This window comes from Salinicoccus sp. Bachu38 (genome assembly GCF_038561955.2).
GTDB lineage: Bacteria > Bacillota > Bacilli > Staphylococcales > Salinicoccaceae > Salinicoccus > Salinicoccus bachuensis.
This window is the reverse complement of sequence record NZ_CP138333.2, coordinates 278,122-298,603: the sequence shown is the minus strand read 5'-3', so window position 1 is coordinate 298,603 and position 20,482 is coordinate 278,122. Positions and strand designations below refer to the sequence as shown.

General features: G+C 48.2%; 17 protein-coding genes, 6 tRNA genes and 1 rRNA gene. 3 read left to right on the top strand and 21 right to left on the bottom strand.

Features of this window, described 5'->3' with window-relative positions; translation table 11 throughout:
• Positions 1-122: 122 nt before the first annotated feature.
• From RQP18_RS01550 to RQP18_RS01525, 6 genes are all read right to left on the bottom strand, one after another.
• Positions 123-728: a superoxide dismutase family protein gene (locus RQP18_RS01550; protein WP_342388413.1), complete on the bottom strand. Its 606-nt coding sequence runs from the start codon at positions 726-728 to the stop codon at positions 123-125.
• Positions 729-874: 146 nt separating this feature from the next.
• Entirely contained in the window at positions 875-1,039 is a 165-nt protein-coding gene (locus RQP18_RS01545; protein ID WP_342388412.1) for a hypothetical protein, read from the bottom strand.
• 97 nt (positions 1,040-1,136) lie between these two features.
• Positions 1,137-1,736, bottom strand: a complete 600-nt coding sequence (locus RQP18_RS01540; RefSeq protein WP_342388411.1) for a class I SAM-dependent methyltransferase — start codon at positions 1,734-1,736, stop codon at positions 1,137-1,139.
• Positions 1,737-1,949: 213 nt separating this feature from the next.
• On the bottom strand, positions 1,950-3,401 hold the full coding sequence (aldA, locus tag RQP18_RS01535; RefSeq protein ID WP_342388410.1) for an aldehyde dehydrogenase: 1,452 nt from the start codon (positions 3,399-3,401) through the stop codon (positions 1,950-1,952).
• 131 nt (positions 3,402-3,532) lie between these two features.
• Positions 3,533-5,668 carry an ATP-dependent Clp protease ATP-binding subunit gene (locus RQP18_RS01530; RefSeq protein WP_342388409.1) on the bottom strand — a complete coding sequence of 712 codons (2,136 nt, stop codon included), beginning with the start codon at positions 5,666-5,668 and terminating at the stop codon, positions 3,533-3,535.
• Positions 5,669-5,933: 265 nt separating this feature from the next.
• Positions 5,934-6,302 carry an iron chaperone gene (locus tag RQP18_RS01525; RefSeq protein WP_342388408.1) on the bottom strand — a complete coding sequence of 123 codons (369 nt, stop codon included), beginning with the start codon at positions 6,300-6,302 and terminating at the stop codon, positions 5,934-5,936.
• A gap of 137 nt (positions 6,303-6,439) precedes the next feature.
• Between RQP18_RS01525 and RQP18_RS01520 the strand changes: the two genes are divergently transcribed.
• On the top strand, positions 6,440-7,639 hold the full coding sequence (locus tag RQP18_RS01520) for a cystathionine gamma-synthase family protein (RefSeq protein ID WP_342388407.1): 1,200 nt from the start codon (positions 6,440-6,442) through the stop codon (positions 7,637-7,639).
• 52 nt (positions 7,640-7,691) lie between these two features.
• Positions 7,692-8,864 (top strand): M24 family metallopeptidase, encoded by a 1,173-nt coding sequence (locus RQP18_RS01515; protein ID WP_342388406.1) that lies wholly within the window; start codon positions 7,692-7,694, stop codon positions 8,862-8,864.
• A gap of 56 nt (positions 8,865-8,920) precedes the next feature.
• Here the strand turns inward: RQP18_RS01515 and RQP18_RS01510 are convergent, their stop codons facing one another.
• The 7 genes from RQP18_RS01510 to RQP18_RS01480 form a co-directional block, all read right to left on the bottom strand.
• Complete coding sequence (locus RQP18_RS01510) at positions 8,921-9,733, bottom strand: SurA N-terminal domain-containing protein (RefSeq protein ID WP_342388405.1); 813 nt, start codon at positions 9,731-9,733, stop codon at positions 8,921-8,923.
• 260 nt (positions 9,734-9,993) lie between these two features.
• Positions 9,994-11,676, bottom strand: a complete 1,683-nt coding sequence (locus RQP18_RS01505) for an aryl-sulfate sulfotransferase (RefSeq protein ID WP_342388404.1) — start codon at positions 11,674-11,676, stop codon at positions 9,994-9,996.
• Positions 11,677-11,889: 213 nt separating this feature from the next.
• Positions 11,890-13,692 carry a glutamine--fructose-6-phosphate transaminase (isomerizing) gene (gene glmS / locus RQP18_RS01500; protein ID WP_342388403.1) on the bottom strand — a complete coding sequence of 601 codons (1,803 nt, stop codon included), beginning with the start codon at positions 13,690-13,692 and terminating at the stop codon, positions 11,890-11,892.
• A 323-nt stretch (positions 13,693-14,015) separates the two neighbouring features.
• Positions 14,016-15,365 (bottom strand): phosphoglucosamine mutase, encoded by a 1,350-nt coding sequence (gene glmM / locus RQP18_RS01495; protein WP_342388402.1) that lies wholly within the window; start codon positions 15,363-15,365, stop codon positions 14,016-14,018.
• Between the two features lie 26 nt (positions 15,366-15,391).
• Complete coding sequence (locus RQP18_RS01490) at positions 15,392-16,333, bottom strand: CdaR family protein (protein WP_342388401.1); 942 nt, start codon at positions 16,331-16,333, stop codon at positions 15,392-15,394.
• Positions 16,320-17,144, bottom strand: coding sequence for a diadenylate cyclase CdaA (cdaA, locus tag RQP18_RS01485; RefSeq protein WP_342388400.1), 825 nt, complete (start codon positions 17,142-17,144; stop codon positions 16,320-16,322). The genes RQP18_RS01490 and cdaA overlap by 14 nt, the downstream gene beginning before the upstream one ends.
• Before the next feature lie 22 nt (positions 17,145-17,166).
• Positions 17,167-18,114, bottom strand: a complete 948-nt coding sequence (locus RQP18_RS01480) for a helix-turn-helix domain-containing protein (RefSeq protein ID WP_342388399.1) — start codon at positions 18,112-18,114, stop codon at positions 17,167-17,169.
• Positions 18,115-18,277: 163 nt separating this feature from the next.
• On the opposite strand from RQP18_RS01480, the gene RQP18_RS01475 reads away from it, so the two are divergent.
• On the top strand, positions 18,278-18,733 hold the full coding sequence (locus RQP18_RS01475) for an ArsR/SmtB family transcription factor (RefSeq protein ID WP_342388398.1): 456 nt from the start codon (positions 18,278-18,280) through the stop codon (positions 18,731-18,733).
• A gap of 43 nt (positions 18,734-18,776) precedes the next feature.
• Here the strand turns inward: RQP18_RS01475 and rocF are convergent, their stop codons facing one another.
• From rocF to rrf, 8 genes are all read right to left on the bottom strand, one after another.
• Complete coding sequence (rocF, locus tag RQP18_RS01470) at positions 18,777-19,688, bottom strand: arginase (RefSeq protein ID WP_342388397.1); 912 nt, start codon at positions 19,686-19,688, stop codon at positions 18,777-18,779.
• A gap of 142 nt (positions 19,689-19,830) precedes the next feature.
• Positions 19,831-19,903 (bottom strand) — tRNA-Lys (locus RQP18_RS01465).
• Position 19,904: 1 nt separating this feature from the next.
• Positions 19,905-19,979: transfer RNA gene (locus RQP18_RS01460), tRNA-Gln, on the bottom strand.
• Positions 19,980-19,992: 13 nt separating this feature from the next.
• Positions 19,993-20,073 (bottom strand) — tRNA-Tyr (locus RQP18_RS01455).
• Between the two features lies 1 nt (position 20,074).
• Positions 20,075-20,150: transfer RNA gene (locus RQP18_RS01450), tRNA-Val, on the bottom strand.
• Between the two features lie 6 nt (positions 20,151-20,156).
• Positions 20,157-20,228, bottom strand: a tRNA-Glu gene (locus tag RQP18_RS01445).
• 26 nt (positions 20,229-20,254) lie between these two features.
• A tRNA-Asn gene (locus tag RQP18_RS01440) sits at positions 20,255-20,329 on the bottom strand.
• A 15-nt stretch (positions 20,330-20,344) separates the two neighbouring features.
• Positions 20,345-20,459 (bottom strand): 5S ribosomal RNA (gene rrf, locus RQP18_RS01435).
• Positions 20,460-20,482 lie beyond the last annotated feature (23 nt).

Here is a 20,482-nt window from a genome sequence, read left to right as displayed (position 1 = left end):
CCATTTTGGCTTCCGGAGTTTTCTATTGGTCTATTTTATATTTGTAAACCCGATATGAATGCGGATGACTTCACTACCTTCATGAAGCTCACCTTATCATTCTCTCCAGGCTTTCCATGCCACTATTCTCCTATTACACCACAGGCGATGCGTTCCCCTGCGTCACCGGAAGGCTGGCTCTCATAGTCATCAGCGCCTGAATGGATGACGAGTGCTGTACCACCTTCCGGATAGAGCGTAGTCTCCTGATTTTCTTCCATCGTCACCATATCTGCCGTGACTTCCGTGTTTATAGTGCCATCTTCAGCAACTTCGATGTTCTCCATGTCTCCTGCGTGGGGGCCCTCAGGATCGTCAAATCCGTGGTTGGCGTCTGTCGGGTTGTAGTGCCCGCCTGCTGACTCAAAGTCCGGCTGTTCACATGAGCCCGTCTCATGAATATGGAAACCATGTGTTCCGGCCGGGAGGTCTTGTCCGACAAGCGCAATATTCACTCCGTAATCACCCTCGCTCAGTGTAGCAGTCGCGGTCTCCTCGCCCTCACTGTTCATAAGAACGACTTCTTCTTCAGCGCGCTCATTCGTCTCCTCGGCAACATCATTCCTTTCTTCGTCAATCGTTTCATCCACTCTTTCCTGATCTTCCGCTTCCGGTTCCTCATTGCCGCCACAGGCTGCAAGCACCACACCGATCATCAGCATCAAAAATAAAAGCTTCCAGATTTTCATGACATACCCCTTTCCAACCTGTCTTATATATTCGATTCCCATATAACATGAACCTAAACTCATTTCCCATGCTGCCTATATAAGATGGAACCAAAAAAGCGGTCATATCCGACCGCTCCCTAAAAAATCAACCAATATGTAGATGTTCATTCCTGGTTGTTGCCATCATCAGATCCATCCTGGCCCTGCTGGTTCATCGTATCGTCTATTGTCTGTTGCTGATCGAACTCATCAGAATCATTGTTCATTCCACATGCTGCCATCACTGTACTCAGCATTGTCGCTGCCACCAAAAGTCTAAAGCGTTTCATATGGACTCCTTTCCATTTCTGCTACTTGCTCCATTCCCCTACTGCCACATTTTCAAACAGGACAGAAGATGTTCTCCTGTCCCGCCTTTATCATTATTTATATTTTTACCCACAGCATGTACAGGCAGCCGGCCAGATGTCTCTCCTCCTTCGTAATCTTCAAATCGGAGTGCCTTACAATGTCGGAAATATTCCTGTTCTGATGGCAGCCGAGCACCTTCATGGAAACCGGATCCAATACATTCAGAGCTCCTGCAAGCAGCCTGTTTGTACTTTCCCCGTGCTCCATCATCAATATGGTCCCTCCCGGTCTGCACCATTTTCTGAATCTGGCGAGTACACTTTCAGGGTCTCTATAGGCACAGAATGAAAGCGTCGAGACGATGGTGTCGAAACTGTCCTCCTCAAATTGAACTTCCTCAACATCCACTTCCACCAGCGTCGTTTCAAAGGGGTAATCCGCGGCCGCTGTGCGCGCCGCCTTCAGCATTTCGGGGCTGAAATCGACACCTGTCAATTCAATGTCATCATTGTAGTACGGAAAATTGCCTCCAGCACCTATGCCCACCTCCAGAACCTTTCCCCAAGCTTCCGGAATGATGCGTGCTCGATATTTGTCAGTCGGGTCACTTCCCCTTCTTTTGTCATACGTTTTTGACTGCCTGTCGAACTTCTTGATCATTGCCTGGTTTTTCATGACTTCCCTCCTCATCAATTGGGAACACATGCCCTCACTGCCACTTATGTATATGGTTTCTTTAGTGTATTATAACACTTTTATCGCAATAAATAGATTATTTTTTACCGTTGCAATTGGCCAGGCCCTAAAAACTGTGGTGAAGAATAATCTCCCTTTATATATTGAAAAGGTGCAGAACCTCTCGAGTTGCCGCACCTTTTTGACACCATTTTATTTTTTGTTTTCCTTATACTGCATATAGACGACCTGGGTCACCAGGAAGTCTTCTACGCCATACTTGCCGTCTGTACCGCCAAGACCTGACTGGCGCATGCCGGCATGATAGCCCTGGACGGCTTCAAAATTTTCACGGTTGACATAGGTTTCTCCGAACTTCATCTCATTGACGACACGCATCGCTTCGTTCAGGTCCTCAGTATAGACGGAAGAAGAAAGTCCATATACCGTATCGTTGGCTTTTTCAATAACTTCATCCAAAGTACTGAAAGTAGATATCGGAAGCACCGGCCCGAATATTTCGTCTGTCATGATATCGGATTCATGCGTAACATCCGTCAGAATGGTCGGCTTGTAGAAGAAGCCATCTTCTACCTCTGCAGCTCCCCCTCCAGTGACGACTTTGGCACCGGATGAAATGGCATTCTGAACCATCTCGTCGACCGTTTCGAGACGGTCCTGATTGACGAGTGGGCCAAGATCGGCTTCCTTGTCTTTGCGCGGATTACCGAATGTCTTTTCCTCGAATATTTTCTTAAGCTTGCCAGTCAGTTCTTCCGCCACATTTGCATGTACATAGAGACGCTCTGCATTTGTACAGGCCTGGCCGTTATTGGCAAGTCTTGAAGTTGCGATTTCCGCTGCCGCAAGATCAAGGTCTGCATTTTCAGTCACTATGGCCGGCGCCTTGCCGCCGAGCTCCAGATTCACTTTTGTAATGTTCTGGGCCGCCGCTTCCATCACTTTCGTACCGGCAGTGATACTGCCCGTCATCGTCACCATATGGACTTTTTCATGCGATGCCAGGGCATTGCCGATCTCGGATCCTGCACCTGTTACGACGTTGTATATGCCGGCAGGCACTTCCGACATCTCATCGACGATTTTCGTAAATTCCATCGCCGTATTGGGCGTATGCTGGCTCGGCTTAATTACGACAGTACATCCTGTCATCAGTGCTGTGGCTACTTTCCTCGCCAGGATGAAGACCGGGAAGTTCCACGGAATGATGCCGGCTACAACCCCGATGGGCTTCTTATAGACCAGAATGTTTTCATTCGGCCGATCGCTCGGCACGATATCGCCTTCGATTCTTCTTGCCCACTCGGACATATACTGGAAATAATCTATGGCCAGGTCCACTTCACCACTTGCCAGTTCATAATCCTTCCCCTGCTCTTCCTGAAGCAGGTCAATGAATGTCTCTCTTCTTTCAGCAATCTTCTCTCCCATCTTATGCACAATCCTGCCACGTTCAATGTTTGGCACCTGTTCCCATTCAGTTTGGGCCCGGGAAGCTGCCTCCACTGCCTTGTCGACATCTTCTGATGTACCTTTTGGTGTCCTTGATACCACTTTTTCCGTTGCTGGATTGATGATATCAATCCATTCGTCCCCGGTTGATGAAGTATATTCACCGTTTATATATAACTGATGGTCCTTCACAGTATCTCCTCCTAGAGTATTATTGGAGTTCTCTTCCCGCCTACTGCAAATATGAAACCACACCAGAAAGTGCAAAAGGCTCCCGCGCCCCTATCTGGGGCCGGAAGCCTTTCATTTTGAATATATCCGAATTAGCTTTTCACAACTGCAATCTCTTCATCTTCCATCTCTACTCTCACCTTATCCACTGTCTCTTCTTCCAGAATGAGATCGGTCAGTTGATCTTCGATCTTGTCCTGAATGACCCGGCGGAGCGGTCTTGCACCAAAACGTCTGTCATAGCCGAGTCTCGCAAGCTCACGCTTGGCTTCATCAGTGATTGAGATGCTGATATCGTTCTCCTCGACAGTCTCCTGAAGCTCGGCAAGCATCAGATCAACGATTTCAATCAGGTTCTCTTCAGTAAGTGCGTTGAAGTTGATGATGGAATCGAAACGGTTCAGGAATTCAGGCTTGAAGTAGTCGCTCAAGTTGTCCAGCGTCGATACGGATTCATGCTTGTCCGGATTGAATCCGACACTCACTGTATTTACACCCGTACCCGCGTTGCTTGTCATGATGATGACAGTATCCTTGAAGCTGACCGTACGGCCATGGGAGTCTGTCAGATGTCCATCTTCCATGATCTGCAGGAACATGTTCTGCACATCCGGATGGGCTTTTTCTATCTCATCCAGCAGAATGATGCTGTAGGGGTTACGACGGACTTTCTCCGTCAGCTGTCCCGCTTCTTCATGTCCGACATATCCCGGTGGTGAACCGATAATCTTGGACACGGTGTGCTTCTCCATATACTCGCTCATGTCGAGCCGGACCATCGCATCACGGGAGCCGAACAGCTCTTCGGCCAGTGCCTTGGTCAGCTCCGTCTTACCGACACCTGTCGGCCCGACAAAGAGGAACGAACCGATCGGACGGTGTTTCGACTTCAGCCCAGCACGGCTGCGGCGCACGGCTTTGGCCACTTTGCCGACGGCCTCCTCCTGTCCGATGACCTTTTTGGCAAGCTCGCCCTCCAGGTCACGCATCTTCTTCTGTTCATCCGCCTGCAGTTTCGTCACAGGGATGCCCGTCTTCTCTTCGACGATCAGCTGGATATCGGAAACCTCGACATCGAGTACCTGTTCTTTATCCTTGGCTTTCTCCAGCTGTTTTTCAAGCTGTATTTCCTGATACTTGAGGTTAGCCGCCCTTTCATACTCTTCACGCTCTGCCGCTTCCTCTTTTTCCTGGGCGATTTCATTCAGACGCTGCTGGATGGAGTTCGCGTCACTTTCCGCGTTGGAGAGGTTCAACCGTGAGCCGACTTCATCCATCAGATCGATTGCCTTATCCGGCAGGAAACGATCCTGGATATAGCGGTCGGACAGTGTCACAAATGCATGGACGGCCTCATCCGAGTAACGCACCTCATGGAATTTTTCGTAGCGGTCCTTGATTCCCTGAAGAATCTGTTCCGCTTCCTCCAGTGTCGGCTCTTTTACAATGATCGGCTGCAGACGGCGTTCCAGTGCAGCATCCTTTTCAATCTGACGATATTCCTTCAATGTCGTCGCACCGATGATCTGCACTTCGCCACGGGCCAGTGCCGGTTTCAGGATATTGCCCGCATCCATCTGGGAGCTTTCTGCTGTACCTGCACCGACGATCTGATGGATTTCATCGATGAAGAGGATAACATCCTTGCGTTCCTGAAGCTCAGAAATCAGCTGCTTCATTCGCTCTTCAAACTGGCCTCGTATGCCTGTATTGGCCACAAGTGATGCCACATCAAGCAGGTAGACCTCTTTATCCGTCAGTTTGGCAGGTATTGCGCCTTCTGTGATTTTGAGGGCCAGACCTTCAGCAATCGCCGTCTTACCGACACCCGGCTCACCGATCAGTACCGGATTGTTCTTGTTTCTTCGGTTCAGCGTTTCAATGACACGCTTGATTTCCGTGTCACGTCCGATGATTGGATCTATGTTGCCCGCTCTCGCTTCATCGGAAACGTTCTTGCCAAGCTGATCCAGCAGGCCATCTCCTCTGCTTCCCTGTTTCTGCCTCGTTCTCGTTCCCGTCTGGCTGCCGCCATTTCCTTGGAAATGTTTATCGTTGAAGTCTGAGTTTTCGAAAGGAGACCCGGAAAAGAAATCACTGCCGCCCATCATCTGGCCTCTGATTTCATGGAAACATTCATTACATAAGTGGACTTGCGTCTTCTGGTTATTAATGTTCATTGCCAGATTGACATTCGCATCATTGATACCACAATTTTGGCATTTCATGAATAGGTTCCTCCTTCATTTCATATATCATCATTCTATTAAGTTTGACTTTATTTGACCATAGTATAATTATAAATCCTTTAAAACGTTGTTTCAACAAAGTTGCTCACTAGGAATAGCCGGATCAAAGTTATAAATCGATTACTTATTGACTAACTTTGACCTTAACTATATTATACATTGACCTTCTTTGACTTTCAAGCATCTGATCTGATTTTCCACAAAAAAACAGGAACCAGCATCCAGTCCCTGCACTGTGTTTTGATCACCGCCAGAATGTATCCAGCCCTGCCTTATCTTCAATGTTAAAATCGATGATTTTCTTCAAGAGATCATAATCCACCTCACTGTCCCACGGTATACGGAAAATCTGACTTGTATGAGCATAACCCGCTTCTTCCAGCGCACCGCTGAATTCTGTGATCGCTTTATTCTCGGGTGCAACCGACATATGCTTCTTTGCCACACTGAAGCCGATGATGTATGTCCCGTGATCGGTGAACATCGGCTGGTTCCACTTCACCACCCTTTCCATATCCGGATATGTGTCATGCACCCATGAAAGTACCTGTTCCACTTTCTCCCTTTGCTCCCCATTGTCGATTCCATTGATGAATTCATCAAAAACTGCCATTGCCATTCCACCTCTGCTTTAAATTTTTTCTTCATTAAATAATACATTTATATTTATAAATATACCCTTTTAATGTTATAGTACACTAAACGTATATTTATGTAAGCGTTTCCATTATATTAAAGGGGTGTGTAGAAATGAAGAGAAATGTAGATCATGCAACAGAAGCTGTTTGGGCGGGAGAGAAGGCGTACAGGGTCCATGGAGCCAGCCAGGTGCCGGTTGTCAACAGCGTCGCCTATAACTATGATGACCTCGATCACTGGTATCAGGTGGCGATTGGTGAAGAAGAGGGACACATCTACGGAAGAAATACAAACCCGACCGTCGCTTCATTCGAAGACAAGGTCAGGCAGATGGAGGGCGCTGAAGCGGCGACCAGTTTTTCCACCGGTATGGCGGCCATCAGCAATACGCTCCACACATTCCTGCGCCCCGGGGACCGTGTTGTCAGCATCAAGGACACATATGGCGGAACCAACAAGATATTTACAGAATTCCTGCCGAAACTCGATATTGAAATTGAACTGTGTGAGACCGGCAATCACGAGGCGATGGAAACTGAAATCGGAAAAGGCTGCCGGCTGATCCATCTTGAGACGCCGACCAACCCAACCGTAAAAATTACCGATATCGAAAGGATTGCAGAACTTGCCAGAGAACAGAATGCCCTGCTTGTCGTGGACAATACATTCGCCACCCCGATTCTGCAGAACCCACTGTCACTCGGAGCCGACCTTGTCATCCACAGTGCCACGAAGTTTCTGGGCGGACATGCAGATGCACTTGGCGGTGTACTATGCGGAAGAAAAGATCTTGTGGAACAGGTCTTCCACTATCGTGAAATCAATGGAGCCACCATGGATCCCAATGCCGCCTACCTGATGATCAGAGGGATGAAGACATTGGATCTGAGAGTGTGGAAACAGACGGAGAATGCAGGTAGACTTGCCGAGTACCTATCCGGTCATCCTGCTGTGGTGGAAGTATTCTACCCCGGTCTTGAGAGCCACCCGAACCACGAAATCGCAAAAAAACAGATGAAAGGGTACGGCAGCATGTTCAGCTTCTCTCTGCATGGCGGCATGGAAGCCGTCAAAGAAGTATTGCCACGACTCGAATTTGCCAATAGGGCAGCCAATCTTGGTGCCGTCGAGACGACAGTCGGACCGGCGCGGACGACCAGTCATGTAGAGTCCACCCCGGAAGAGCGGGCGGAACTCGGAATCGCCGAGGGACTCGTCCGGTATTCTGCAGGTATAGAGTCGTTCGACGACTTGAAGCAGGACCTTGAAAATGCACTGCAGGCACTCAACGTCCATAATACCCCATCATAATCTTTGACACCCGGCTTTTGAGCACCATTCTACAGACAAAGGGGAGAGGCCCATGTTCTCCAAAGAGGAATATGATATCAGAATGAATAATACGAAACAGAAGATGTTGCAATACGGGGTCGAGGGGCTGATCATTTCCAACCCCTCAAACATGTACTACCTGACGGGGTATGATGCATGGAGCTTCTATGTAAATCAGGTCGTCCTCGTCTTCATCGATCAGGAAGAACCGATATGGATCGGCAGGCAAATGGACGCCAGCGGCGCGGAAATGACAACTTGGATGAAGGAATCGAGCATCCGCTTCTACCCGGATGAATATGTACAGTCGACCATCAGACATCCCATGGACTATGTCGCTGAAGTATTGGTCGAGTGCGGTCAGGACGACAAGAAGATCGGTGTCGAAATGGATTCATTCTACTATACGGCGATGTGCCATGAAAGGTTGCAGGTCGGTCTGCCCAATGCTGAATTGAAGGATACCGGAAATCTTGTCAGCTGGGTCAGGGTCATCAAGAGTGATACGGAAATCAGCTATATGCGGAATGCCGCCCAAATCGTAGAAAAAGCCATGCAGGCAGCATACGATACTGTCAATATCGGTGTCAGGGAGAATGAGGTTGCAGCCGCCATCACACACGCCCAGATCTACGGAAGTGATGATTTCGGCGGGGACTATACATCGATGGTACCCATGATCCCTTCCGGAAAACTGACAGCCAGCCCACATATCACATGGTCCGACAGAAGATATAGCGAAGGCGATATACTGACGCTTGAAATTGCCGGATGCTATAAGCGGTACCACACTCCGATGGCCAGGACCATGATCCTCGGCAAAGCACCTGGGCACGTCCAGGAGGTTGCAGACGTGATCAATGAAGGCATCAATGAAACACTCTATCATATGACTCCCGGGACTACAGCCGAGGAGGTGAATGACGTGTGGACTCGTACCATCGGCAAGCACGGTTATGTGAAGAGTGCCCGCATCGGCTACTCCATTGGTCTCAGCTACCCGCCTGACTGGGGAGAGCATACGATCAGCTTCAGGCCAGGCGACCATACCATGCTTCAGCCTGACATGACCTTCCACCTCATGCCAGGCCTATGGTTCGACAACTTCGGCGTCTCCATCACAGAGTCCGTGCATATCACAGAGAACGGCGCAGAGACATTCGCCTCATTCGACCGGAAGATTTTCGAAAAGACAGTCGAATAGCAAAACCCCCCTCCAGAAAAAAGATGCTGGAGGGGGTTAACTATTCATATTGGTAATTACAGGTGGATGGTAACATCTGCATCTTCACGCAGTTCTTCCACAAGACCTTGTGCTGCTTCTCCTTCTTTCGTCATCTTCACCTGATCTTCAAGCTGTGGTTTTACTTCTTCAAAGGAAGGGACTTCCCCTTCACCCGATTCTTCCTGCATGCTGGTCATCTCGTCATACATCGTCTGGAGTTCCTCTTCGGTCGGTTCTATATCTCCAGCCTCTTCAGCAATCAGCTTGTTGGCTTTCAATTCCGTCTCGAGCTGGGAGCGCACTTCCTCTTCGGACATTCCCTGCTCCTCCAGCGCCGCAAAGAACTCATCCTGGGACTCAAGACCATTCTGTTCGACCAGCTGGTCTATCGTTTCATTGACTTCCTCTTCAGGTACACTGATATCACTGTTTCCCGCTTCCTGGATGAGCAGTTTCTGACTGACCATACCTTCAACAACCTGTTCTTTCAGCTGATCCTGATCGACTTCCTCGCCGGCCATCTGCTGCTGCATCGCCGCCTGCTGGAACTGTGCGGTATAGACCTGTTCGAACTCTTCCTTCGTGATTTCTTCCCCATTCACTTCAGCAACGACATCCGGTACATCTTCCAGATCCGGTTCCGGCATTTCAGGGTGTCCTGCACTTTCCTCTTCTCCGGCTGCCTCTCCATTACTTTCTGAGGCCGCCTCATCACTATTGCCTGATGCCGCTTCCTCCTGTGTTTCCGGTTCTTCATTTGTATTTTCTGCAGATTCATCTCCGCCACCACATGCTGCCAGAACAGCTATGGATGTGCCGAGGGATAAACTGAATAATAATTTCTTCATTAATGTCATTTCTCCTTCTAATACATATTGTCCGTTATTTTACCACATCCCTATCAAATGTAAATTTATAAGGTGTAAAACCTGTCAGATTCATCTTAAAATGTGACTATAAATTGTCTGACTTCTGCCAACGAATCGTTGGACATACTATTTAATAGAGACCTCCTCCTGGATAGAATCGTCCAAAGGGATGCCTACTCTTTAAATCCTCTATACCACAAACAAGGGTTCTGCAGCCTTCCTAATGACCATCCAGTCCTCTACTGCTCCAAAGTGAATCTCTCTTCCCACAAGTCGTTATATATTTGATGCCTTACACCCCGGTAGGCCCAGGCGCCTGTCCGGAATCCTGTCATTTCGGCTTCAAAAACCCGTTCGGACTGCTCGTCATGGGTCACTTCCACAAATGAACTTCTTTCCCCATCATCGGCATGACCGAAGTCGATCAGTATATTATCACTTTCTTCCAGGTATCTCGCACTGCTTATGATTCTGGTGAAATAATCCTCGCCGAGCTCCTCTCCATAAGTCCAGACTATTTCCGCCCCTAGTGTCTCCTCATTGATCCTGTAATGGGTTGCGGCACTGTATTCTCCAGCCGACTCTTCATCACCCCGGGTGACGACTGTATTATTATCAAACAGCAATACATCTATCGTCGCCGGATTGCTGTCAAAGTCGGGCAGTATTCTGGCATCATGCTGGGCTGCGGGATATTTGAAATCATCACCGCCCCCTTCTACCAGATATGCCGCCATTTCTTCATTCCACCCTTCCGGATGGGCCAGAATCCAGATGATCTCTTCTGTCTCGTAGTCAATTTTCATTACGGTATCCTGATGCCTGCCCGAGATGATGATGCTGTCATCACTTTCATCATATACTACAGAGTTCTGGTGGAACCAGTCCCTCAGACCATAATCATCCCTGACTTCATATTCTTCATACACTTCACTAGGAAACAGATCCTTCAGATCGATCACTTTCAGGACTTTTCCCGTCTTCCTGTCCACTTCTATCATCATGTCTTCCATATATTCGCCCCCACCGTCATTAACAGTCATCAGGAGATTTCCGGACGGCAGTTCTGCTACGTCATGATGAATCAGAGTCGATTCCAGGTCTTCAGCCTCCTGTTCAGCCGCTTCTTCGCTGATTTCGAAAGCATTATACAGCTTGCCGATGTAGTCTATTTCAAGCAGTCGGTTATACGCACTTCCACTGTTGTCATCTTTACTCAGATAAAGCAGATTTCCGTTATCCAGTTCTTGTAGAATATGACTGTTGAATCCTGCTCCATACCAACGTACATCACCGTTGATATCAAATGCGAATGCATGCCTTGTGCTCGGCACATAGAAAGTCAGTTCATTTTCAGCGAGATGCATCTTTTCAGGCTTGGCTTCTTTAATCTCTATTGCAGGCATGCCAGACGGCAGGCGCTCTGTCACTATCGTCAATGTATTGGTCGTTGTTTCCCCAGTTTCCGTTTCAACAACGATTTCCACTGTGTTTGTATAGCTGGCATAGAGCCCGACGATGGGAAGCTCATGATGTGTCCTGTATCCTTCGATTGTACTCGAAATATCCGTTTCACTATCTTTCCCCTGGACGGTGAAGGAGACTTGGGCGCTCTCTTCGGTATCAAAGATGACAAGGGCAGATAATGGGCTCCGACCATATGGATTTAGGTTCACATATGGATCATCCAGTGTACCACCCCCGCTCTCCGCCAGAATCTTCGCTTCCAACTCCTCCTGTTCCCGGAGCAGTTCTTTCGCCCTTTCCGGCGGATAGTTGTAGTCCACCCCCTCCGCTGTATTTGGTCCCTCCTGTGATTCCTCTACTTCCTGATCACCATTGCCATTCCACACAGCAATGAACACCACCGAAGCAGCAAAGACAGTAATAATGGCAACAATTACGATATTCGTTTTCTTCATGTCCATAACCCCTTCTGTCCAGACTTCGATATTATATGTAAAAGTCGTAGTGGGCCTAATAATAGGCAAGTACTCTAAATGCCTATTGATATACACGGCTATCCTTTATCGAAGACGCTTTAAACTTATTTGGTTGATATTTCACAATTAATTTTAAGGACTAAAATAACCTCTAACGGCGTAGACCGAAGAGGTTATTTTCCTTGCTGTATACTATTCCACCGTTACGGACTTCGCCAAATTGCGTGGCTTGTCGACATCGTTGCCGCGGTGCAGTGCAGCATAGTACGCGATGAACTGGTACACGACGACGGATACGAGTGGTGTGAGCATCTCGTGGACGCGCGGGATGACGTATGTGTCGCCTTCCTGGTCGAGCCCTTCCATGGACACCATGCATACTTTGGCGCCGCGTGCTTCGACTTCCTGGGCATTGCCGCGGATGTTCAGGTTCACCTTGTCCTGTGTAGCGAGTGTAAAGACCGGTGTATTCTCCTCGATCAGTGCAATCGTACCGTGCTTGAGCTCTCCGCCGGCGAATCCTTCTGCCTGGATATAGGAGATCTCCTTGAGCTTGAGCGCACCTTCAAGTCCGACGTAATAGTCCATCGTCCTTCCGATGAAGAAGGCGTTGCGTGTCGTCTCGAGGTACTCGTTGACAATCTGTTCGATCATTGGCGCGTCATCGATGATTGCCGTGATGGCTGTCGTGACTTTCGCAAGTTCCTGCATCAGATTGATCTCCGTACCTTTTCCAAGTTCCCTTGCCGCCACCTGGGCCAGGATGGAGAGGACGGCAATCTGTGCTGTATAGGCCTTGGTTGAAGCGACGGCAATCTCAGGCCCTGCATGCAGTGTGAGTGTCTGGTCGGCTTCCCTTGAAAGGGTTGACCCTGGCACGTTCGTTACTGTCAGTGACTTGTGTCCGAGCTTCTTGATTTCGACCAGTACGGCACGGCTGTCTGCAGTTTCGCCGGATTGTGAAATAAAGATGAAGAGCGGCTTCTCTGACAGCAGTGGCGTATTATAGACGAACTCTGAAGCGACATGGACTTCTGTAGGCACGCCCGCCCATTTCTCGAAGAACTCCTTGCCGATGAGGCCGGCATGGTAGCTCGTACCTGCAGCAATGACATAGAGGCGGTCTGAATCTTTCAGCTGATCGATGATTTCAGGATCGATCTTGAGATTCTCGTCCTCATCCTGATATTCCTGGATGATTTTCCTCATTGCAGCCGGCTGGTCGTTGATCTCCTTCAGCATGTAGTGATCGTATGTGCCTTTTTCAGTATCGCTTTCGTCAATTTCTGCGATATAGGAGTCCCTTTCGATTTCCTTGCCTGTCTTATCCTTGATGATGATTTCATCCTTTTTGAGCAGTACGACTTCGCCATCCATCAGTTCGACGAATTCATTTGTCTGCTGCAGCATTGCCATGGCGTCGGAAGTGATGACATTGAAGCCCTCGCCTTTACCGAGCAGCAGCGGGGATTTGTTCTTCGCTGCATAGATGACATCCGGATCTTCTTCATCCAATAGTCCGATCGCATATGAACCATGGAGGATCTCTAATGTCTTGGTGAAGGTCTCTTCAGTAGTCATGCCTTCATGTGCGAACTTGGAGATGAGCTCCACGATGATTTCAGTATCTGTGCTTGAAACGAGGTCGACATCAGGGATGTGTTCCTGCCTGACCTGTTCATAGTTTTCGATGACACCGTTATGGACCAGGGTGAAGCGCCCATCCGCACTCTGGTGCGGGTGCGCATTCTTGACGTTCGGCACACCGTGTGTCGCCCATCTTGTATGGCCGATGCCCACTGTCGCATCAAAGTCCATATCGACTTTCTCCCTCAGATCCTTGATTCTGCCTTTTTCCTTGAATACTTTCACTTCATTGTCATCTCTGACTCCTATGCCTGCAGAGTCGTAGCCACGGTACTCCATCTTCTCGAGTCCATACAGCAATATGTCTTTTACATCATTATTTCCAATATATCCTACTATTCCACACATTAAAAAACGCCCTTTCTCTCTCTGATTATCTTTTTTGGCCAGTGCTCTGTCCCATTGGTCGCCCAACAGTTTTAACAGCTGACCTCACGAATACTTCAGTATCCGGGACAGTATCCGCCGATGATCGATCACTGTCCTCCTCGTCAGCAAGCCGATGCTTGCCCAGGCGCTATTCCGATTTCTTCTTTATACCCTACCCTCCTTAATCCTCACCATCCATATTGTAATGGATATATGTCCATACTTCAACATAAGCATGCATTTCTCATGTAATTTGGAATAAAAAAACCTCCAAACCCGGGTTTGGAGGTGCCATGCTTTCATTAGTCGAGGCCCATCTCTTTTTGGACGACTTCTGCGATGTCATTACTGTATTGTCTTGCCAGTTCTTCCGTTTCCGCTTCCACCATGACACGGACGAGCGGTTCTGTGCCTGAAGCCCTTACGAGCACGCGCCCATTACCGTCCATCTCTTTTTCGACCGCTTCGATCTTTTCTGCAACAAGTTCATTGTTCACCACATTGTACTTATCAGAAACACGAATGTTCACAAGTTCCTGCGGGAATGTCTCCACCTGGTCTGCCAATTCACTCAGCGTCTTGCCTGAGGATTTGATGATTGATGCAAGGTGGACGCCAGTCAGGAGACCGTCACCTGTCGTATTATAGTCCATCATGATGATGTGTCCGGACTGTTCTCCTCCGAGGCTGTAGCCGCCTGACCTCATCTCTTCGACGACATAGCGGTCACCGACCTTCGTCTTGTCGCTCTTCAGTCCATGCGCCTCAAGTGCCTTGTAGAAGCCGAGGTTGCTCATGACAGTCGATACGACCATGTCATCCTTCAGCATGCCTTCAGACTTCATATGCTGGGCCAGTATGAACATGATCTTGTCGCCGTCCACTATGTTCCCTTTTTCATCCACTGCAATGATCCTGTCACCATCCCCATCAAAGGCAAATCCGAAATCACAGGATTCTTCCTTGACGAGTTCAACAATCTTGTCGGGGTTAGTGGAACCGACGCCTGCATTGATGTTTGTGCCATCCGGGTTGCAACCCACAGTGACGGTATCCGCTTCAAGATCCCCGAACAGGTATGGTGCGAGGGAATAGGTGGAGCCATGGGCACCATCGAGTGCAATCTTCATGCCTTCGAAATCTTCGTCGACTGTCGACTTGAGATAACTGACATATTTCTGGCCACCTTCATAGTAGTCCGATTTATTGCCCAGATCTGCACCTGTCGGTCTTGGGAGCGTATCTTCCTCCATATCCAGGAGCTTTTCAATTTCCGCCTCCTGATCATCTGTAAGCTTGAATCCGTCCGCACCGAAAAACTTGATGCCATTATCCCCTACCGGATTGTGGGAAGCAGAGATCATGACCCCGGCATCCGCTTCCATTTCCTTGGTCAGATATGCGACACCCGGAGTAGAAATGATACCGAGCCTCATGACTTCCGCTCCGATGGAAAGCAGTCCGGCTACGAGCGCAGACTCGAGCATCTCACCTGAAATGCGCGTATCGCGTCCAACAAGTACCGTCTTATTCTCGCTTTTTTGACCTGCCAGTACATAACCGCCGAATCTACCTAATTTGAATGCAAGTTCGGGAGTCAGTTCAGTGTTTGCTACACCTCTTACTCCATCAGTTCCAAAATATTTACCCATGACGTTCTCCTTTTTTATGCAATATATTATCCGTTATCCTGTTCAACTTCTATATCCGCCTGAAGGACCGCAGGTTCTGTCCTGTCAACATCTTCAGGCACATCAATCTCCACGTCCTGTGTAGTCGATTCCGTAAGACCCTCCACATCCACGTCGACGTTTATATCATCCAATTCCGCCAACACTTCTTCCGTACCATAAACTTCAATCGTGTCATAGTTGAGGGAAACATTTTCCAATGAATAGCCCTCTTCAACCTCGCCATTCACTTCAAAGTTTACCGACACTTCCTCGCTCCGTTCCTCGACGTTTATTTCCACCCGTACATGTGTCGGGTCGATACGGACGTCGAGCTTGTTGAACTGTGTATCAAACACACTGACTTCCGATTCTTCCACGCGATCTTCGGTGATTCTTGAATTATCGTTCAGCGTAGCCCGTACATACTGTATACGGTTCATTTCGCTTTCTCCACCCATCACCGTAACAGTTTCGGGTTCAATCTGTACAGATTCAAGATCATGATTTGGTCCGACACGGCTTTCACTGACTTCCGCCTGCACTTCAAATGTCCGTGTCACCAGTTCCTGGATATTCACATTGGCGGTTTCTGGTACAACTTCAGCGGTCACGTTCTCAGGCAAACCTTCAACTGTGAAATGTTCTTCATATTCACCGATACTCCGGTTTCTGAGATCGAGAAAGACATTGAAATCCCTTGTTGTCTGAAGCCGTCTCACATTCGATGTATTGCCATAGAGCTGTACATTGACCTGCTCGGGAGCACCGGAGATATAATGGTTCTCCTCATCATACAGGATTTCCACAGGCATGCCTTCAATCACTTCCGATTCCGGTGATTCCCCGTTGGAATACAAGAATTCATCGAAAACATCATTGACCGACAGGAACATGAACAGGGCGAGCAGCAGGGCAACAAATCTCAAACCCCATTTACTTTCTAGCAAACAGACCGCCTCCTTCCTTCAACGGTGGGAGAATGCTCCAGTGTGTCTTGAGCAGCTCATCAAGTTCTTCAAGAGAGATTTCCTTCGTCAGCTTGCTGGCATAGGTGACGGATATATTCCCTGTCTCCTCGGAGACAACGACCGTGAATGCATCCGTCACTTCGGACACACCAACAGCTGCGCGGTGCCGGGTGCCGAGGTTCTTGGCAATCTTGCTGCTGTCTGATAGAGGAAGATAGCTTGCAGCGGTGGCAATCTTATTTCCCTGTATGATCATCGCACCATCATGCAGCGGTGTATTCGGGATGAATATGTTGATCAGCAGCTCGGAAGTGATATTTCCATTGATCGGAATGCCAGTCTCTATATAGTCTTTCAGCCCTGTCTCCTTTTCAAACACGATAAGTGCCCCAATGCGGCGCTTGGCCATGTAACGTACCGACTTCACCATCGCCTCCCTCAGTTTGTCCTCCTCCGTTGTGGAACTTGTATTACCATTCGTACGGAACAGGCTTCCCCGTCCGAGCTGTTCGAGTGCGCGCCTCAGCTCCGGCTGGAAGATTACGATAATCGCAAGGAAACCCCATTCCAGGACAGTATCGAACATCTGTGTTGTTGTTGTCAAATCGAAAAAGTTACTGATTGACCGGCCGATGAGGATAAGGAATATCCCCTTTATCAGCTGGATGGCTTTTGTTCCCTTCATTACAGTAATCAAAAGATATATTACATACCATACAATCAGCAGATCGACAATGCTTGCAATTATGGTTGCCGTTGTGACATTTTCAAAAAAATTGTCTGTCTGCATAACGCGTCCCTCACTTAATCATTCATATAAATCCCAGTCTCTCTTCCAATTCTTCATGGATATTGGAAAGGACTTTATCCTGTCTGATCATCTCCGGATCGGAATCAAGATTTTTGAAACCCTCTTCTGCTGCTCTGATATTTCCGTTTCTGTATTTTGCATAGCTGTCCAGCAGCTGCATCAGTGGAAGTCTTGATTGTGACACCACCGATTCCAGCTCTTTGACCTTCCCGAGCATAGCGAGGTTCTTTCCTTCAAGTAGAGAAAGGTCGTCCCTTCTGTAGTCGATATTCAGCATTCTGGAATGCTTTTTGATGCGTGCAACGAAACGGGAAGATGTAAGATATTCCCCACATTCATGATAGCACTGTGCAATCTCAAACATGATTCTGATGACTCCAAGATCAAAATCGGAAAAACGGAGTATGGTGTACAGTGTATCTTCCATCAGGTCGAGTGATGCTTCATGCTCTTCCTCTTCGGCCAATAATCCGACTTTGAGAATGACCGCATCGATATACGCTTGGTTGATGGATACAGTCGCGAGCAATGCAAGCGCCCGATCAATATGTATCGTCAGCTTTCGCCTGTCCCCCGTATGCTTGAAATACTTGGCATAGAGAAGGTGGACACGCCCGCTGTCGGGTGCCGGGATCTGTTCTACCCCTTCGTACTCCTTCTCTATGAAATAATGGAGAGACGAGTAGTCCCCCTGTTCCATCTTCTGTTCATAATAGGCGATTTCCCTCAGGATCTCCACATCATTATACCGGAAATGGGATACTTCCTGCATAAAATCGTTGACCGAGCAGTTGAGCCTTTCGCTCAATTTTATCAATACATTGGTTGAAGGATGCACGCTTCCCTTTTCAATCAGGCTCAAATATGTCCTGGAAATGATGCCGTCTGCCAGTTCTTCCTGGGTCAGATTGTTATTATTGCGTATTTCCTTGATCCGCTGTCCAATCATAATGGTGCCCCTTTCACTGTCTTAGCAGTTCCATCATACCAAATTGGCAAATATGCAACAAATGTTACAAGTGTGACCAAGCAAACAAAATCAATGTTCATTTGATTGACATCGCTTTTATACTTAATCATACTATAAATATACATTATAAGGGGTGTTCTGCATGAAAAAATTACTGGTTATCGATAACCTGGCCCAACTGAAAAGCGTCAGTGACCCTTTTAGGATCCAGCTCCTGAACATGCTTGCCGAGAAACCGAAAACCGGCCAGATGCTTGCTGATGAGCTCGACATCCCCCGGGCCAAAATCCATTATCACCTGAACGAGCTTCTTAAGAATGGAATTATTCATGTAGTGAAGACCGAGGAGAAGAACAGCATCATCCAGAAGTTCTACGAACCTGTGGCCAAAAAGGTCGTTCCCAACATCGATCTCCTGAAATACAGCCCTGATGAAAAGAAGAAGGACAGCATGTCCTATAACTTGAGAATGAAGGAAGACGATCTCAAGCAGTTCAAAAAGGAACTGAAGAATTTTGTGAAGGACAACTCCGTGAAAAAAGGAACCAAAAATACAAAGGACTACAAGGTCCAGATCATGCCCATAGGAGAAGACTAGGCATTAAAGAACTGCATCCCATCAGAGATGCAGTTCTTTTTGTCTATAGCTGCTTTTTACCGAAGAGAAAGGCGGCAATTTCCACAGCTTTCTCAGCTGTTTTATTCCTATCATCCAGAAGAGGATTCACTTCGACCAGGTCCATTGACGTGATCTGGTTGGAATGGTTCAGTATGCTCATCGCCAGCTGGGTCTCGGACAGCGATAGACCGCCCTCGACCGGCGTTCCCGTTCCAGGGGTCTCCATCGGGTCCAGACCATCCACATCAAGTGAAAGGTGGATGCCATCACACTTTCCAGCAAGGTGGTCCAGTGCCTCCTTCATTACAGTGTCGATCCCCTTGGATCTGATATCCGTCATCGTGAAGGTCAGGATACCATTATCACGGATATATTCCTTTTCTCCCTCATCCAGGTCGCGCATGCCTACAAGTACAATATTTTCAGGCTTCACTTTCGGGCCTTCGTCATAGAGGTTGACCAGAGCAGCATCCCCGAGGCCGCATGATATGCCGAGCGGCATGCCATGAATGTTTCCGGATGGAGAGGTCCTGCTGTCATTCAAATCTCCATGGGCATCATACCAGATGACTCCCAAATTGTCGTAGTGCCTGCTGATGCCAGCAAGCGATCCGATGGACAGGGAATGGTCCCCGCCAAGTACCAGAGGGAAATGACCATTTGAAACGGAAGCATCCACTGATCCGGCAAGTACAGTATTGAAATCCTTTACTGCATCATAGTTCAACAGATTATCATCATTCTTGATGCTATGGCGGCCTGCTTCGACTTTGAAATTTCCTCTGATATTTCCCTTATCGGTCACAGAGAGGCCCAATTTCTTCAACGTCTGGATGAGTCCAGCATACCTCAGGGCATCCGGACCAAAATCCACTCCAAGTCTAGGCTGTCCAAAGGCAGTTGCAGCACCAATAATATGTACATTATGATTCATAAAGATCCCCATTTCCATTCAGTCTCATAAATACTATAGTATACAACCTTGGATTTTTATGCAAATATTTATGAATATACGAATAAAAGAGCTTTATGCATTAACAAAAAAAGCACCTTCCAAAAGGAAGATGCCTTATTAGTGAGCCATAGAGGATTCGAACCTCTGACCCTCTGATTAAAAGTCAGATGCTCTACCAACTGAGCTAATGGCTCATGGCTGGGCTAGCAGGATTCGAACCTGCGCATGACGGTACCAAAAACCGTTGCCTTACCGCTTGGCGATAGCCCAATACTTTTAAAAATGGAGGGGGGCAGATTCGAACTGCCGAACCCGAAGGAGCGGATTTACAGTCCGCCGCGTTTAGCCACTTCGCTACCCCTCCGTGGTGGAGAATGACGGGTTCGAACCGCCGACCCTCTGCTTGTAAGGCAGATGCTCTCCCAGCTGAGCTAATTCTCCAATAAATGACCCGTACGGGATTCGAACCCGTGTTACCGCCGTGAAAGGGCGGTGTCTTAACCACTTGACCAACGGGCCAGCATATATGTATTTAAACAAAAAAATGGCTCCACAGGTAGGATTCGAACCTACGACCGATCGGTTAACAGCCGATAGCTCTACCACTGAGCTACTGTGGAATAAAACAATGAATTGCCCGGCGGCGTCCTACTCTCACGGGACGTCAGTCCAACTACCATCGGCGCTGGAGAGCTTAACTGCTGTGTTCGGCATGGGAACAGGTGGGGCCTCTCCGCCAGTGCCACCGGACAATATTCAGGTTGAATGATATA

What these genes read in the sequence shown, in the direction of transcription:
- glmS (WP_342388403.1), bottom strand. Translation starts at nt 13,692, where the DNA reads ATGTGTGGAATAGTAGGATATATTGGAAATAATGATGTAAAAGACATA.
- rocF (WP_342388397.1), bottom strand. Translation starts at nt 19,688, where the DNA reads ATGAATCATAATGTACATATTATTGGTGCTGCAACTGCCTTTGGACAG.
- RQP18_RS01515 (WP_342388406.1), top strand. Translation starts at nt 7,692, where the DNA reads ATGTTCTCCAAAGAGGAATATGATATCAGAATGAATAATACGAAACAG.
- RQP18_RS01525 (WP_342388408.1), bottom strand. Translation starts at nt 6,302, where the DNA reads ATGGCAGTTTTTGATGAATTCATCAATGGAATCGACAATGGGGAGCAA.
- RQP18_RS01550 (WP_342388413.1), bottom strand. Translation starts at nt 728, where the DNA reads ATGAAAATCTGGAAGCTTTTATTTTTGATGCTGATGATCGGTGTGGTG.
- RQP18_RS01505 (WP_342388404.1), bottom strand. Translation starts at nt 11,676, where the DNA reads ATGAAGAAAACGAATATCGTAATTGTTGCCATTATTACTGTCTTTGCT.
- RQP18_RS01480 (WP_342388399.1), bottom strand. Translation starts at nt 18,114, where the DNA reads ATGATTGGACAGCGGATCAAGGAAATACGCAATAATAACAATCTGACC.
- RQP18_RS01520 (WP_342388407.1), top strand. Translation starts at nt 6,440, where the DNA reads ATGAAGAGAAATGTAGATCATGCAACAGAAGCTGTTTGGGCGGGAGAG.
- RQP18_RS01510 (WP_342388405.1), bottom strand. Translation starts at nt 9,733, where the DNA reads ATGAAGAAATTATTATTCAGTTTATCCCTCGGCACATCCATAGCTGTT.
- glmM (WP_342388402.1), bottom strand. Translation starts at nt 15,365, where the DNA reads ATGGGTAAATATTTTGGAACTGATGGAGTAAGAGGTGTAGCAAACACT.
- RQP18_RS01540 (WP_342388411.1), bottom strand. Translation starts at nt 1,736, where the DNA reads ATGAAAAACCAGGCAATGATCAAGAAGTTCGACAGGCAGTCAAAAACG.
- cdaA (WP_342388400.1), bottom strand. Translation starts at nt 17,144, where the DNA reads ATGCAGACAGACAATTTTTTTGAAAATGTCACAACGGCAACCATAATT.
- RQP18_RS01475 (WP_342388398.1), top strand. Translation starts at nt 18,278, where the DNA reads ATGAAAAAATTACTGGTTATCGATAACCTGGCCCAACTGAAAAGCGTC.
- RQP18_RS01545 (WP_342388412.1), bottom strand. Translation starts at nt 1,039, where the DNA reads ATGAAACGCTTTAGACTTTTGGTGGCAGCGACAATGCTGAGTACAGTG.
- RQP18_RS01530 (WP_342388409.1), bottom strand. Translation starts at nt 5,668, where the DNA reads ATGAAATGCCAAAATTGTGGTATCAATGATGCGAATGTCAATCTGGCA.